Here is a 14744-nt window from a genome sequence, read left to right as displayed (position 1 = left end):
GACTCCCGAGACCGGTGAGACGGCGCTGCGGGGGCAAACATGGCAACTGGAGCGGGGCGTTCGATCGGCTTCGTACGGGAGCAGGACCTGCTGCCGCGGCTGTTCTGGGCCGCCGACGGCGCGTCCCTCCAGGGGCAGGCCCGGGCAGTGGCGCTGTCCCGCTGGGAGCTGCTGCTACTGGTCGGCGCGGCCTTCGCCGGCTCCGCCGACGGCCCGCTGTGGGCCTGGCTCGCCGCCGTCGCCTACCTCGGCGCGCTGTTCATCGCCGTCACCGTCGCCTGGCAGAACCCGCAGCGGCTCTGGTACGACGGCCGGGCGGTCGCCGAGTCGGTGAAAACCCTGGTGTGGAAGTACGCGGTGCGCGCCGACTCCTACCAGCCGCCACCACGCAAACTCCCCGACGCCGAACGCCTCTACGACATCCAACTCGCGGGCATCCTCAGCGAGTTCGACACCAACCGGGTCACCCCGGGAGTCGCCGAGGAACTGCGCACCTGGCGCGCCCCGGCCCGGCACCCGCAGATCACCGAAACCATGGAACGGCTGCGCGACCAGCCACTGACCGTCCGCCGCGAGATCTACCTGCGCGAACGGGTGCACAGCCAGCGCGAGTGGTACCAGGCCAAGGCCATCCAGTGCCGCAACGCCACCCGCCGGGTCGGCCGACTCGCCATCGTGCTGCCCGCCGCCGGCCTGCTGCTCGCCGTCCTGCGCGCACTCGGCCAATTCAGCTTCGACGCACTCGGCGCGATCTCCGCCGTCGCCGCCTCCATCTCGGCCTGGGCCCAGCTGCGCCAGTATCGCCCACAGGCCGCCGCCTACACCCTCGCCGCCGCCGAACTCTCCAAGGTCGAAGCCCAGTTGGCGGCCGTCGACCTGTCCGCCCCGGACGCCGAGGAGAACTGGGCGAGGCTCGCCCGGGACGCCGAGGACGCCATCTCCCGGGAACACACCACCTGGCAGGCGCGCCGCGAAGTGCGCAGCCTGGACATCCCCAGCTGACCTGGAGGCACCGCGTGGCCACCCGCAGGATCGACACACCGGACGGGGGCATCCTCGCGGTGGAGATGTCCGGAGACCCCTCCGGCAGGCCGGTGTTCCTGCTCCACGGCACCCCCGGCAGCCGGGTCGGCCCCGCCCCGCGCAGCGCCGTCCTGGCCCGAATGCGGGTCCGGCTGATCTCCTTCGACCGCCCCGGCTACGGCGAGTCCACCCGACTGCCCGGCCGCCGGGTCCGCGCCGCCGCCGACGACGTCACCACCATCGCCGACGCCCTCGGCCTCGACCACTTCGCCGTGGTCGGCCGCTCCGGCGGCGGCCCGCACGCGCTCGCCTGCGCCGCCCTGCTCCCCGACCGCGTGGTCCGGGCCGCCACCCAGGTCTCCCTCGCCCCCCGCGACGCGGACGGCCTGGACTGGTTCGCCGGCATGACCCCCTCCAACGAACGCGCCTACCGCCAGGCCGAGTTGGGCCAACCCCGGATCGCCGGCCCGTTCCAGGTCCGCTCCCAGGTGATCCGCCGCGACCCCGCCCAACTCATCCGCAACCTGGTCCCCGAACTCACCCCACCGGACCGCACCGTCGTCGCCGACATCGGCATCCGCCGGATGCTCCAGTCCACCTACCGCCAGGCCTTCCGCTACGGCGCCGACGGCTGGATCGACGACGTCCTCGCCTTCATCACCGACTGGGGCTTCGCCGTCGACTCCATCCGCATCCCGGTCCGCATCTGGCACGGCGCGGACGACAAGTTCTCCCCGGTCGGCCACTCCGGCTGGCTCGCCGACCACATCCCGGGCGCACAGCTCTACCTGGAGCCGGGCGCGGCACACTTCGGGTCCCTGAAAGAGATGACGGACGCGATCCGCTGGGCGGCGAGCAGCTAAACAGAGATGCGCTGACAGGGGCGCGGGGAACTGCGCGCAGCGGAAGGCACCCACCCGCAAGATCGCGACGCAGGACAATGACCTGCACGTGATCGCGACCTTGCGGACGTGGTGAGCGCTTGTCGCGCAGTTCCCCGCGCCCCTGTTTTCGCGCCCACCACCGTTCGCGCCCACCTGTTTTCGCGCCCCTCGGCTTGCGCAGCCTAGAGCGGTTGCGGCTCCAGGTCCCGGTTGCTGCGCTGCCAGCTGCGGGCCGCGACGACGGACGGGTGCTCCTCGCCGAAGAGTTCGACGAGCGCCGCGACCGCCTGCATCCGCAGGCTCTCCGCCTCGCTGCGCCGTCCGGCCGCGCGGAGGGTGATGGCGAGGTTGGCCTGGCAGATCAGGGTGTCGGGGTGGGTGGCCCCGTAGCGGGCGGCGAGGCCGTCGTACGCGCTGCGGCCGAGCTGTTCGGCCTCGTCGAGCTGCCGGTTCTCGGCGAGCGCGTTGGCGAAGTTGATGACGGCGTTGAGGGTGAAGGGGTGGTCGGCGCCGAGCACCCGGCTGAGTCCGTCGACGGCGGAGCGGCCGTGCTGGACGGCGCCCTCGGTGTCGCCGGAGCCGCGCAGGTAGATGCCGAGGTTGTTCTCGCAGGCGAAGGTGAAGGGGTGTTCGTCGCCGAGCAGCCGCCGGTGGCCCTCGTAGGCGTCGGTGGCGATGTCGCGGGCGGTCTCCTTGTCGCCGGCGGCGCTGAAGTCCGCGGCGAGGTTGAGCCGGCAGGCGAGTGCGTCGGGGAATTCGGGGCCGTACAGGTCGACGTACCGTTCGTAGGTGCGTTCGGTGAGTTCGCGGGCTTCGGCGTACTGTCCGGCGCGGCGCAGTGAGACGGCGAGCGACTTCGCGTTGCGCAGTTCTTCGGGCAGGCCGGAGGCATCGACCGCGGCGAAGGTCTCGGTGACTTCGCGGAGCAGTTCCGCGGAGCCCTTGTAGTCGCCCATTTCGCGCAGGTCGCGGGCCAGGTTGGACTTGGAGCTGAGGGTGTAGGGGTGGCGGGCGCCGAGGACTGCGGAGCGGCGTTCGACGGTGTCCTGGTCGAGGTCGCGGGCGGCGACGCTGTTGCCGACCAGGCGGTGGTCGATGGCGAGGTTGTTGGCGACGGAGAGGGTGCGCGGGTCGTCCTCGCCGAAGAGTTCGATGAACTGGTTGTAGGTGTCCTGGTCGAGGATGAGGGCTTCCTGGAAGCGGTTGAGGTACCGCAGGTCGGCGGCCATCGAGTTGGCGGTCATCAGGGCGTACGGGTGGTGTTCGCCGAGGAGTTCGCGCTGGCCGTCCAGGGTTTCCTGGTTGAGTGCCAGGGAGTCGTTGTAGAAGCCCTGGGAGCGCAGCACGTTGGCGACCTGGAAGCGCAGGCTGTAGATCTGCCGCCGCCACAGGCGCTGTTCGCCGGCGTCGGTCTCGGCCTCGGCCCGGGCGGTCCAGCTGATGTCGAGCTGGCGGCCGAGTTGCAGGGCCTGGTCGAGGTCGACGCGCTTCCACAGGTAGCGGACGCGGTCGATGAGCATCTCGCGGACGTCCTTCTCGTCGCAGTCCTGTGCGCGGGACGGCGAGAGGTGCGGCCAGATGGCTTCCAGGGTGGGCCAGTTGGCGGGGTCGTCGGTGTCGCCGCGGGAGGGGCGGGCGTTGACCAGGATGCGGTGCACCTGGTGCATGGCGAGGTTGCGCTCGGCCTCGTTCATGCCGCTGCGGACGACGGCCTGGACCAGCCGGTGGACCTGGAAGGAGTCGGAGCCGGCGTCGGTCTTGGCGAGGGCGTAGCGGCTGACGGCGCGCAGCACCTTGCCGAGCAGGAAGGTGTCGGTGAGTTCCTCGTCGTAGGGGTAGAGCGCGAGGCGCATCTGCTCGGAGAAGAAGAACTGCTTGAGCGAGATCGGCTCGGGGGCGAAGAACGCGCACAGCTCCAGCAGCCGGACGGCGGCGGGGGACTGTTCGCGCAGCCGGGTGATGGAGACGTTCCAGGTGAGGCCGACGGGCGTGGGGTAGTCGACGGGGGTCTCGCCGGCGGCGAGCACCTTGGTGGCCTCGGCCTTGAGCTGGTTGACGTAGGTGTCGACGGGGGTGCGGGTGGTCTCCAGCCAGGCGGCGGCGACCTCGACGGCGAGCGGGAGGTCGCCGACGGCCTCGGCGACCCGGTCGGCGTCGGCGCGGGTCAGGCCGCGGACCCGTCGGGTGAGGTGGTCGACGGACTCGGTGCGGTCGAAGACGTCGACGTTGAGCACGCCGGCCTGCCCGGACCAGCCCTGGTTGCGGGAGGTGACCAGGATGTGGCCGGGACCGTCGGGGAAGAACCGGCGGATCTCGCCGGGCTCGTCGGCGTTGTCGAAGATCAGCAGCCAGTTGGGTGTGGGCAGCCCCTGGCGGAGCGCGTCACGCGCGGACTGGGCGGCCTCGTTGACGTTCTCACCGACCCGCAGGCCGAGTCGGCCCGCGAGTTCGGCGAGGCCGACGGCGACGTTCTCGCTCTGCTCCGCGTCGATCCACCACACCAGGTCGTAGTGCGACATGTAGCGGTGCGCGTACTCCAGCGCGACCTGGGTCTTGCCGACGCCGCCGAGGCCGTACAGGGTCTGCGGCGGCGGAAGCACGGCGGTCGTGCCACCGGCGAGTTGGGCGCGCAGGTCGTCCAGAACCTTGACCCGGCCGGTGAACGAGTGGTTGCGCTGCGGTACTTCCCAGTAGGTGGGCTTGGTGCCGGGGAATCGGGGCGCGCCGGGGGTGCGGTCGGGCAGCTCGGTCTCGCTGCGGCCGAGGGCGCGCAGCAGGACAGTGGCGGCAGCCTGTTCGTCACGCCCGATCAGATCCACCGGATTGCGGCTGTTGTAGGGCGCGTTGAGCCGCACGTCCGAGACCCGGACGGGGATGAGCTGGCGGCGGGCGCCGGCCGGGTCGGCGAGCACGGTGCGGTCCCACAGCGCCTGGGCCTGCGGCGACTGCAGGTAGGCGGCGGACAGCAGGGCGACGGTGCGGTACGCGGAGTCGATGCCGCGGCCGGTGGCCTCGCGCGGGTTGGCGCCGGCGCCGAGGTCGCGCGGCACGACGCGGTAGCCGGCGTCGGTGAGCAGCGCGGAGATCCAGTCCGCCCAGGCGCGGTCCTCGGGCACGTAGCTGAGGTACAGGTCGGCGGGGGCGGTGGGGCGGCGGCGGGCGAAGCCGTCGAGGTGGCGCAGCCGCAGGTCCTCGGGCATCGGCGGGAGTCCGGCGACCCGGCCCTGGGTGATCTCCCGGGTGAGGCGTTCGTTGGCGGCGAGCATGGAGCCGGGCAGGCCGGGCTGGTCGCCGAACGGGGCGAGGATCTCCTCGTACGCGTAGAACGGCCGGTAGGGGATCTCGACGCCGGCCCAGTAGCGGGCCAGGTCGGGTTCGCCGAAGCCGGCGGGCAGTCCGCCGAACTTGATCCGGGCGAGCGCCCGGCCCGCGTCGGCCTTCTCCTTCTCGCCCTCGTCGATGCGCATCGGTACGGGCAGGATGCGGATGTCGCGGTCGCCGTAGCGGTCCTCGATGACCCGGGCGATCCGGGAGGAGCCGTCGATGGACTGGTCGCTGAGGGTGAAGCAGACCACCAGGTCGTCGGGCATCTCGACGGTGCAGATGTCGGCGGTGTCGGTGAGTCCGGTGCGGCTGTCGATCAGCACGTAGTCGTACCGGCGCTTCATGTCGGCGCGCAGCGACTGGATGAAGCGCCGGCCCTGGTAACGCTCGTAGAGCAGATCCCAGTCGAGGCGGGTGACGGAGTAGTCGCGGTTCTGCTGGCCGGCCGGGACGAGGTCGATGCGGCCGCCGCCGGGGAAGTGCGGCCAGGCGAGGGAGAGCGCGTGCGGGTGGATCCGGGCGAAGTCCTCGATCCAGTCGGGGTCGCGTTCGACCGGGCGCCGGGCCTCTTCGAGGTAGTCGGCGAACAGGTCCATGATGCCGGTGGTGGCGCCGACGATCTCGGGGTTGAGGAACGGCCGGAAGAACTGGCTCAGCCCGGGGGCTTCCAGGTCCCAGTCGACGACCAGCACCCGGTAGCCGTTGGCGGCCATGATCCAGGCGGTGTTGGCCAGCGCCATGGTGCGGCCGGTGCCGCCCTTGTACGAGTAGAAGGTGACGATCCGTCCGTGGCGGTTCTCCACGGTGGCGTCGCGGCGGCGCGCCTGGATCTGCGGGCCCTTCGCCGGCCTCTCGGTCATGACGTTCCCTCCCCCGGGCCCTTGGTGCCCGTCGTGGTTCCCGCACGCCGTGCCGCCGAACGGAGTTCCGACCGTCCGGCGTCCTGCTGTCGCCCGCTCCCGCTCCGGGGGCGGCCTATGGTCCGATGCTGGGTCTGCGGTCCGTGGGCCCGTCGTCGTCGGGCCGGTCGCGGTAGTGCTGTTCGTGGGCGGTGCAGGCGCGCATGACGGCGCGTTCCATCTCGCCGCGGAACTCCTCCAGGCTGCCGGGGGCGCCGGCCGCGGCGTCGTCGCGCAGGCTGGGCTTCTGCAGGGCGCCGCGGCTGACGGCCAGCACGCTGTCGCCGAGTTCGTTGAGCATCCGTTCGTGGTCGCGGCTCTGCTGGTCCTCGCGGTTCCAGGGTTCGATGATGGCCACCGAGCCGAGGTTGCGCCGGTCCAGCCGGCGCACCGCCTCGACCCGCCGCCCGTCCAGGAACGCCCACCGGTCGACCAGCAGCACGCACGGCGCGGACGGGCGTTCGCCGGTCAGCAGTTGCTCCGATTCCTCCTCGAACTCCCGTACGGTGGGCTGGAATCCCATGTTCCTGGCGACGTCCGCGGCGTCCTGCGCGAGTGGCCGGGTGGAGTCCGGCCGGAACGGCTGCCAGTCGGTGCGCTGTTCGCCGTACCAGGCGCCGGAGCGGTTGGGCGGCAGTTCGGGCTGGTTGTAGGAGAACACCGAGATCCGGACCTTGTCGGCGACGTCCGGCGGATCGAAGGCGGACGGCTGGGACTCGAAGTCGAAGACCTGCCCGGCCGGGATGACGGTCTGTTCGGCGACGTCGACGATCCGCTGGGCGAGCCGCCACACCGCCGTGTGGTACTGCGAACTGAACGTGGTGATCTTCATCAGCGCGTACAGCCCCTCGGCGGCGTAGTCGTCGCCGAAACTGTCGTGGTTGAACTGCAGTTCGCCGGCCACCCGGGGCAGCGGATAGTGGTCCATCGGCACCCACAGCGCCGGCACTATCCCGGTCATCCGCTCGGCCGTCGGGCGGCGCTGGTAGACCGACCTGCGGGTGAACAGGTGCCACTCCCGGCCGCACGCCTCGGACTTGAAGTAGCGCGGTGAGTACAGGGGCACGAACACCCGGCAGCTGGCGAGCTCCCGCGACAGCCGCTCGGCCCACTTCTGCCCCTGGTGCATGGACCGGTCCATGAACCCGATCGGATGCCCGGCCGGCAGGTCGGTGATCTGAAGTATCGCCTCGCACAGGTCCTGATAGAGCTTCGCCACCCAGAGGTTCGGATCCGCCGCACCTCTGGAGTTCACCCGCGGGGTGTGCGCGTAGCTGAGGAAGAAGTACGGCCTCGGTGCTTCCTTCCCCCGGCCCGCTGGGCTGTTCACACGCGCCTCCCCCGAGCCCGCCTGCCACCTGTTCCCCGAAAGGGACTCAAGTGTAGGAACGGCGGCCGTCCAAATGGAATAGGGCCTTGATCCGATGCCCCGTCAACTCCGCCCGCTCCTGAACCAGTTGTCCGCGAGATCGACCGCTTCGCGGATCGGCATCAGGTAGCAGTGCGCGTCGCCGAGCGGCCCGGACTCCAGCACCCCGCCGAGCCCGCCGGCCAGCACCCGGCCCATCGCCGGGAAGTGCTCGTCCTGCAGCCGAAGTCCGGTGAAGGTCCGCCAGCGCCGCTCACCGGACGGGGTGCGCACCACGCACCGGTACTGCTGCGACTGCCGGCCCGGCTGCCAGTACTCGAGCAGGTGAAGCGGGGTGCAGCACCACACCGGGACGCCGATCATCAGGCACCGCGCACCGCCCCGATAGAGCCGGCCGGCGGGCGAGTCCTCGCCGAGGTGACTGCGCCACAGGTGCCGTTCCGTCAGCTGCCGGGCGCGCGGACCGATCGCGGCGAAGGAGGTCTGGGGGTGCCGGCTGCGCAGCGCCCCGGGCAGCAGCCGCACCTCCTCGGCGAGGCGCCCCATGGTGGGCGAGGCGGGGGTGGTGACGGCATCCCAGGCGGGCATGGCGGCATGGTATTTGCGCAGTTCGGCGGGGGTGAGACCGGCGGTGGCGGCCCGGTAGTAGGAGGAGGTGCGGGAGTTCTCGGGTGTAGCGGTGTACACGACCAGCGTGCCGTCCGCCCCGAGCGCCTCCCGGAGCGCCCGTACCACCCCGGATGCGCCCTCCGCGACCTGGCCGACCGACCGTAGCGAGGCCTGCACCAGCAGCGTCTCCCCCGGCCGGATGCCGAGTTTGTCGAGGTCCCCGACGAGTTCGGCAACGGAGTACAACGGAACCTCCCACAGCCACGGGTCGAAGCCGCCAACCCTATCGGCCGGGTCGGCCGAATCCCGGTCCGGGATTCGCCGTTCGACGTCCGGTGGTGCGCCGGTTCCCGGATTTTGACGATGAGTTCACTCGGCCGGAGCCGGTTCAGTGCGGCCCCGCGACCGCCGCGCGGGCCTGCCACTGGGCCAGGTTCTCGGCGGCGGCCTCCCGGGCCGCAGTCTCGGCGGCGGCGCCGACGGGGACGACGAGCCAGGGCTCCACGGCGGTCCGCATCCGGTCGGTGAAGCGGGTGCCGAGGGGGGTGAGGGCTCCGGAGTCGGCGAGAGTGGCGATCGAGGCGGCGGTGTGTGCCCGCCAGGTCGCGAGTTGGACCCGGGCGTGCTGGGCGGGGCCGTTGCGCAGCCCCTCGTAGGCCCGCACCCGGGTGACCCAGAACTCGGTCACCGCGAGGTGCGCGTACGTGCCCTGGAACAGGCCCTCCAGCGGGCGCGGATCGGGCCGCCACGGGGCGTGGAACAGCCGCTCGTCGGTCCGGTCGTAGAGGTCGTGGAAGTCCAGCACCGCGCCCAGTTTGACGTGCTGGAACTCGTGCGCGATCAGCAGCGCGAGGGTGGGGGCGGTGGCGGGCCGGGCGATGCCGACCGCGCCGAACGCCTGCCGGGCGGCGGCGGACACGTCGCGGCCCGCCGGGCCGGGCCGCAGCGGGGTGAGGGTGGACAGGCCGACCCGGATGCCGGGCGCGTAGCCGGGCAGGTCGCGGCCGATCAGTTCCCAGGCCTCGCGCAGCGCCCCGGCCCAGGCCAGGTACTCGGCGTCCGGCAGCCGGTCCTCGACCGGCCACTGGTGGCTGTCGCGCTGCGGATCGATGTCCTCCAGCACCGGCGTCCAGCCGTCGGCGAGCGCGATCCGCCGCACCGGCTGCCAGTGCGCGTCGGCGGGGGTGTCCGGGCCGATCCGGCGGCCGCCGACGGTGAATCCCTCCGCATCACCGGTCACGACGCTCTCGCCCGCGCCGCCGACCAGCGCCCGCCCGAGGGTGGGCAGGTGGACGGCTCCGCCGCGCACCGGCAGCGGCAGCTCGAAGGCCCGCCCGGCACGCACCGCGGCGGCGGCGGCCACCTCGGCCATCCCGCCGAGGTCGGCGCGCGCGGCGTCGCCCTGCAGGCAGCGCACCGCCCAGGCCCGGGTGTACGGGTGGGCGAGCACCGCGTCCAGCGCCGGGGTGTCGCCGGCGTCCAGCGAGGTGACCAGCGCCCAGGCCGGGGAGGCCGCCCCGACGGCGGCCACCAGCCGCCGGGTGAGGCCGAGTTGGGCGCGGGCCAGGGCCCGGACGGTGTCGGCGCCGCCGTACCCGGCGGCGAGTTCGTCGAGCTGGCCGTCGGTCAGCGTGGCGCCGGGCGTGTCCTGGACGGGGAGGACAACGGCGGGGGCCATCCGGTCGCGGATGGTGGTGATCAGTCGCATCAGGTCACCGCAGTAGACGGAGGGATTACGGAAGCCGGAGCCGTCGCCCCGGTAGCGGTGGGCGTACAGGCCGCCGCCGCACGAGCGGACCACGGGGCAACCGCGGCACTGCTCGGCGAGCCCGGCCAGCCCGGACTGCCGTTCGACCATGCCGGGGTGCGCGGCGACCTGGTCCAGGGTGTGCTCGAACACCGTGAACCCGGTCTCCGGGGCCCCGTCGTAGGCGGTCTTCAGGCTGTCGGCCTGCTCGAAGCTGCCGTCGGTCTCCACCACCACCAGGTCGGCGGGGTCGAGGCCGAGCGACTCGGTGAGGCTGGAACGGCCGCGCAGCGTGCGGTGCACCGAGTCGAAGGTGCGCACCGGAACGGGTCGGCCGAGTTCCTCCCAGCGCCGGTAGACCGCCAACAACCAGTCGGCGTAAGGGGTTTCGCCGAGTCCGTCGGGGCGTTTCGGCGGCTGGTCCCAGGTGGCGTGCGGGAGGAGGAAGTCCACCCGGGGCGGTTCCAGGGCGACCAGCGCGTCCAGCACCGCGACGGGGTCGTTCTCCACGTCGATGGTGCACAGCAGGCCGGCGTACAGGTGCCGGTAGGCGGGGCGGCGCAGCAGTTCGACGGCGGCGAGCACCTTGGCGTGGCTGCTGCGGCCGTCGGCGAAGCGACGGTGCCGGTCATTGGCGGCCTTGTCGCCGTCCAGCGAGATGCCGACCTTGATGCCGTGGGTGGCGAACAGGTCGAGGAAGCGGGGGGAGAGCAGCACGCCGTTGGTGTGGATGCGCAGGTCGAGGACGCAGTCGGCGGGCAGGGCGGCGCGCAGCAGTTCGGCGGCGCGGCCGAGCAGGGCGGGCCCGGCGAGCAGCGGTTCGCCGCCGTGCAGCACCACGTGGACGGCGGGGAGCCGGTGGGTGCGGGCGTGTTCGGCGATCCGCTCGGCAGTGCGTGCGAGCACTGTCTCGTTGGTGGCGCGGGCCTTGCCGCGCCAACTGGTATCGGCGTGTTCGTACACATAGCAGTGGTCGCAGGCAAGATCACAACGGGCGTGCATCTTGATCACGTACTGCGAGAACGGCACCAGCGGGCGCGGCACGGGAATCGGGGTGACGTCGCGTCGTCTGCGCTCGGTCGACCGGTTCAGATGGAGGAGTTGAAGGCGGCGACGGCCACCTGGCCGGACTCACCGCCAGGGAGGGCGCGATAGAGCTCGGCGGTGAGCTCTTCGACACCGATGGAGGCCAGAGCTGCCAGCGAGGGAGCAGACTCCTCGACGCGCGCGCTGTCGGCGGGCTTGGTGGCGGCGACCATGATGACTCGTTTCTGCGCCTGTCGGCGCGAGACAGGCCTCGGCGTCCTGTGCCGAGAATTTCACCCGGAGCGACTGTAACGCCGCTACCCACGTTTCAGTGGTCCAAACCACTAGTTTTTTAGCCCGTCAGAGGGGCAGGTTACTCCACCTGGTTGACTTACGGGGCAGCAAACTTGACACTCCGTCAGGGGCAGAGCCGCTCCACCCGCCAGCCGCCGCCCTCGCCCTCCAGGGCGACGAAGCGGAGGCGGTCGTGGAGGCGGTTCTCGCGGCCCTGCCAGAACTCGACGGTGCGCGGGACGACGCGGTAGCCGCCCCAGAACGGGGGGACGGGGACGCCCTCGCCCTCGGGGTAGCGGGCGGCCAGGTCGGCGTAGCGCTGTTCCAGCACCTCGCGGCCGGCCACCGGGCTGGACTGTTCGCTGGCCCAGGCGCCGAGCTGGGAGCCGTGCGGGCGGGTGCGGAAGTAGGCGGCGGTCTCGTCCCGGCCGACCTTCTCCACCCGGCCGCCGATCACCACCTGGCGGGCCAGCCCGATCCACGGGAAGAGCAGGGAGGCGTTCGGGTTGGCGGCCAGGTCGGTGCCCTTGCGGGAGCCGTAGTTGGTGAAGAACACGAAGCCGCGCGGGTCGTAGCCCTTGAGCAGCACGGTGCGCGAGGACGGCAGGCCGTCGGCGTCGGCGGTGGAGACCACCATCGCGTTGGGCTCCACCACGCCCGCCTCGACGGCCTCGTGGAACCAGCGGGCGAACTGCCGGAACGGGTCCCCGGCCAGCTGGTCCTCGGCCAGGCCCTCGTGCTGGTAATGCTTGCGCATCACGGTCAGGTCCGGCACGGGCCGCTCCTCGGCCGGCGTGGACAGGGCGCTCGGGTGACTGTGGCGTTCCGCGGTAGGCACGCCAACATCATCCCGTACGACAAGCGCCGGACGCCGCTACGTCCACGCAAACACCCGGGGACATGGCGGCGCACCGCCAAAGCCCGGCGAATCGTCCGGTTTGCGGCGGAGTGCCCAGGAAATCCGCCGGCAGCACCGGGGCGGGCGGGGGTTCGAGTGGCGTCTGGGGGAAACATCACCGTCGTGGTGTATGGCGCAATGCACTCCGTGCCTGCCACTCTGACACCGAGTGCCAACCCACCATCGGTCACCGGCGTGCCGCCCCACCACGGCCGCACGTCGTGTCGGATCACTGAAGGAGCCGTTCTACATGTCGGACTTCGTACCCGGCCTTGAGGGTGTCGTCGCCTTCGAGAGCGAGATCGCCGAACCCGACCGCGAGGGCGGCGCGCTGCGCTACCGCGGGGTGGACATCGAGGACCTGGTCGGCCAGGTCTCCTTCGGTCACGTCTGGGGCCTGCTGGTGGACGGCCGGTTCGCCCCGGGGCTGCCCGCCGCCGAGCCGTTCCCGATCCCGGTCCACTCCGGCGACATCCGGGTCGACGTGCAGTCGGCGCTCGCCATGCTCGCCCCGGTCTGGGGCCTCAAGCCGCTGCTGGACATCTCCGCCGAGCAGGCCCGCGACGACCTCGCCCGGGCTGCCGTGATGGCGCTGTCCTACGTCGCCCAGTCCGCCCGCGGCCAGGGCCTGCCGATGGTCCCGCAGCGTGAGATCGACAAGGCCGAGACCATCGTCGAGCGGTTCATGATCCGCTGGCGCGGCGAGCCGGACCCGAAGCACGTCAAGGCCGTCGACGCCTACTGGACGTCCGCCGCCGAGCACGGCATGAACGCCTCCACCTTCACCGCCCGGGTGATCGCCTCCACCGGCGCCGACGTCGCCGCCGCGCTGTCCGGCGCGGTCGGCGCGATGTCCGGCCCGCTGCACGGCGGCGCCCCGTCCCGGGTGCTCGGCATGATCGAGGAGATCGAGCGCACCGGCGACGCGGTCGGCTACGTGAAGAAGGCCCTCGACAAGGGCGAGCGCCTGATGGGCTTCGGCCACCGCGTCTACCGCGCCGAGGACCCGCGCGCCCGGGTGCTGCGCCGCACCGCCAAGGAGCTCGGCGCGCCGCGCTTCGAGATCGCCGAGGCGCTGGAGAAGGCCGCGCTGGAGGAGCTGCACAACCGCCGCCCCGACCGCGTGCTGGCCACCAACGTCGAGTTCTGGGCCGCCATCATGCTGGACTTCGCCGAGGTCCCGGCGCACATGTTCACCTCGATGTTCACCTGCGCCCGCACCGCCGGCTGGTCGGCGCACATCCTGGAGCAGAAGCGCACCGGCCGCCTGGTCCGCCCGGCCGCCCGCTACATCGGCCCCGGCAGCCGCAAGCCGCAGGAGATCGAGGGCTGGGACCAGATCGCCCACTGACACCCGATCAGGTGAATGCCTGACGGGCCATCAGCACCCGTGACACCGCCGCCGGGCGCGCGTACCACCCCTGACCAGGGGCGGCGCGCGCTCCGGTGAGCGCTGTCCGGTGCCGCGAAGATCGCGTCTCAGCGGCCGGACGGCCGTACAGCCGGGCAATTCGGGGCGATAGGGTGCGGGTGTGGCTCAGATTCAGATCCCCGCCGACAATCTGCCCAACGACGGCCGCTTCGGCTGCGGCCCCTCCAAGGTGCGCCCCGAGGCCTTGAGTGCCCTCGCCGCCACCGGAACCTCCCTGCTGGGCACCTCCCACCGTCAGGCCCCGGTCAAGAACATCGTCAAGCGTGTCCGCCAGGGCGTCGCCGAGCTGTTCTCGCTGCCCGAGGGCTACGAGGTCGTGCTCGGCAACGGTGGCTCCACCGCGTTCTGGGACATCGCCGCGTTCGGCCTGGTGCGCGAGAAGTCGCAGCACCTGAACTTCGGCGAGTTCTCCTCCAAGTTCGCCTCCTCCGTGAAGGCCGCCCCGTGGCTGGCCGAACCGACCGTCATCAAGACCGAGCCGGGCACCCACCCGCTGCCGGTCGCCGAGGCGGGCGTGGACGTCTACGCGCTCACCCACAACGAGACCTCCACCGGTGTCGCCATGCCGATCCGCCGTCCCGAGGGCGCGGACGCCGGCTCGCTGGTGCTGGTCGACGCCACCTCCGGCGCCGGCGGCCTGCCCGTCGACATCCGCGAGACGGACGTCTACTACTTCGCCCCGCAGAAGTCCTTCGCCTCCGAGGGCGGCCTGTGGCTGGCCACCTTCTCCCCGGCCGCCCTGGAGCGCGCCGCGGAGATCGCCGGCTCCGGCCGGTACATCCCGCCGTTCTTCGACCTGCCGACCGCGATCGACAACTCCTCGAAGGACCAGACGTACAACACCCCGGCCCTCTCCACCCTCTTCCTGCTGGCCGACCAGCTGGAGTGGATGAACGGCCAGGGCGGTCTGGACTGGGCGGTGGCCCGTACCGCCGAGTCCTCCTCGATCCTGTACGCGTGGGCCGAGAAGTCCTCCTACGCGCAGCCCTTCGTCGCCAAGGCGGAGGAGCGCTCGCAGGTCGTCGGCACCATCGACTTCGACGAGTCGGTGGACGCCGCCGCGGTCGCCAAGGCACTGCGTGCCAACGGCATCGTGGACACCGAGCCGTACCGCAAGCTCGGCCGCAACCAGCTGCGCATCGCGATGTTCCCGGCGATCGACCCGGCGGACGTCGAGAAGCTCACCGGCGCGATCGACTACGTGGTCGAGCACCTCAACGACTGACCCCCGCCCGCTCG

The 14744-nt window shown here is 71.9% G+C and carries 10 protein-coding genes; 4 read left to right on the top strand and 6 right to left on the bottom strand.

Annotation, left to right across the window (positions count from 1 at the left end):
- The first annotated feature begins 39 nt into the window (after nt 1-39).
- Together ACFV18_RS05035 and ACFV18_RS05030 are read left to right on the top strand one after the other, a co-directional pair.
- Nucleotides 40-1002, top strand: coding sequence for a DUF4231 domain-containing protein (locus ACFV18_RS05035; protein WP_380479390.1), 963 nt, complete (start codon nt 40-42; stop codon nt 1000-1002).
- A gap of 65 nt (nt 1003-1067) precedes the next feature.
- Nucleotides 1068-1886 carry an alpha/beta fold hydrolase gene (locus ACFV18_RS05030; RefSeq protein ID WP_380479864.1) on the top strand — a complete coding sequence of 273 codons (819 nt, stop codon included), beginning with the start codon at nt 1068-1070 and terminating at the stop codon, nt 1884-1886.
- Between the two features lie 203 nt (nt 1887-2089).
- Here the strand turns inward: ACFV18_RS05030 and fxsT are convergent, their stop codons facing one another.
- The 6 genes from fxsT to pdxH all read right to left on the bottom strand — a co-directional run bounded on the left by fxsT (nt 2090) and on the right by pdxH (nt 11932).
- Complete coding sequence (fxsT, locus tag ACFV18_RS05025; protein WP_380479388.1) at nt 2090-6091, bottom strand: FxSxx-COOH system tetratricopeptide repeat protein; 4002 nt, start codon at nt 6089-6091, stop codon at nt 2090-2092.
- A gap of 115 nt (nt 6092-6206) precedes the next feature.
- Nucleotides 6207-7460, bottom strand: a complete 1254-nt coding sequence (locus tag ACFV18_RS05020; protein ID WP_380479385.1) for a TIR-like protein FxsC — start codon at nt 7458-7460, stop codon at nt 6207-6209.
- 102 nt (nt 7461-7562) lie between these two features.
- Entirely contained in the window at nt 7563-8354 is a 792-nt protein-coding gene (locus ACFV18_RS05015; protein ID WP_380479382.1) for an aminoglycoside N(3)-acetyltransferase, read from the bottom strand.
- A 142-nt stretch (nt 8355-8496) separates the two neighbouring features.
- Nucleotides 8497-10857, bottom strand: coding sequence for an FxsB family cyclophane-forming radical SAM/SPASM peptide maturase (locus ACFV18_RS05010; protein ID WP_380479862.1), 2361 nt, complete (start codon nt 10855-10857; stop codon nt 8497-8499).
- A gap of 86 nt (nt 10858-10943) precedes the next feature.
- Nucleotides 10944-11114, bottom strand: a complete 171-nt coding sequence (locus ACFV18_RS05005; protein WP_380479380.1) for a hypothetical protein — start codon at nt 11112-11114, stop codon at nt 10944-10946.
- Nucleotides 11115-11299: 185 nt separating this feature from the next.
- Complete coding sequence (gene pdxH / locus ACFV18_RS05000; protein ID WP_380479860.1) at nt 11300-11932, bottom strand: pyridoxamine 5'-phosphate oxidase; 633 nt, start codon at nt 11930-11932, stop codon at nt 11300-11302.
- A gap of 391 nt (nt 11933-12323) precedes the next feature.
- On the opposite strand from pdxH, the gene ACFV18_RS04995 reads away from it, so the two are divergent.
- Nucleotides 12324-13424: a citrate synthase 2 gene (locus ACFV18_RS04995; protein ID WP_380479378.1), complete on the top strand. Its 1101-nt coding sequence runs from the start codon at nt 12324-12326 to the stop codon at nt 13422-13424.
- Nucleotides 13425-13605: 181 nt separating this feature from the next.
- Entirely contained in the window at nt 13606-14730 is a 1125-nt protein-coding gene (gene serC / locus ACFV18_RS04990) for a phosphoserine transaminase (protein ID WP_380479375.1), read from the top strand.
- Nucleotides 14731-14744 lie beyond the last annotated feature (14 nt).

It is taken from the genome of Kitasatospora sp. NPDC059673, assembly GCF_042734215.1.
Classification (GTDB): Bacteria; Actinomycetota; Actinomycetes; order Streptomycetales; family Streptomycetaceae; genus Kitasatospora.
Note: the sequence above shows the minus strand (reverse complement) of the source record. Positions and strands in the feature narration are given on the sequence as shown.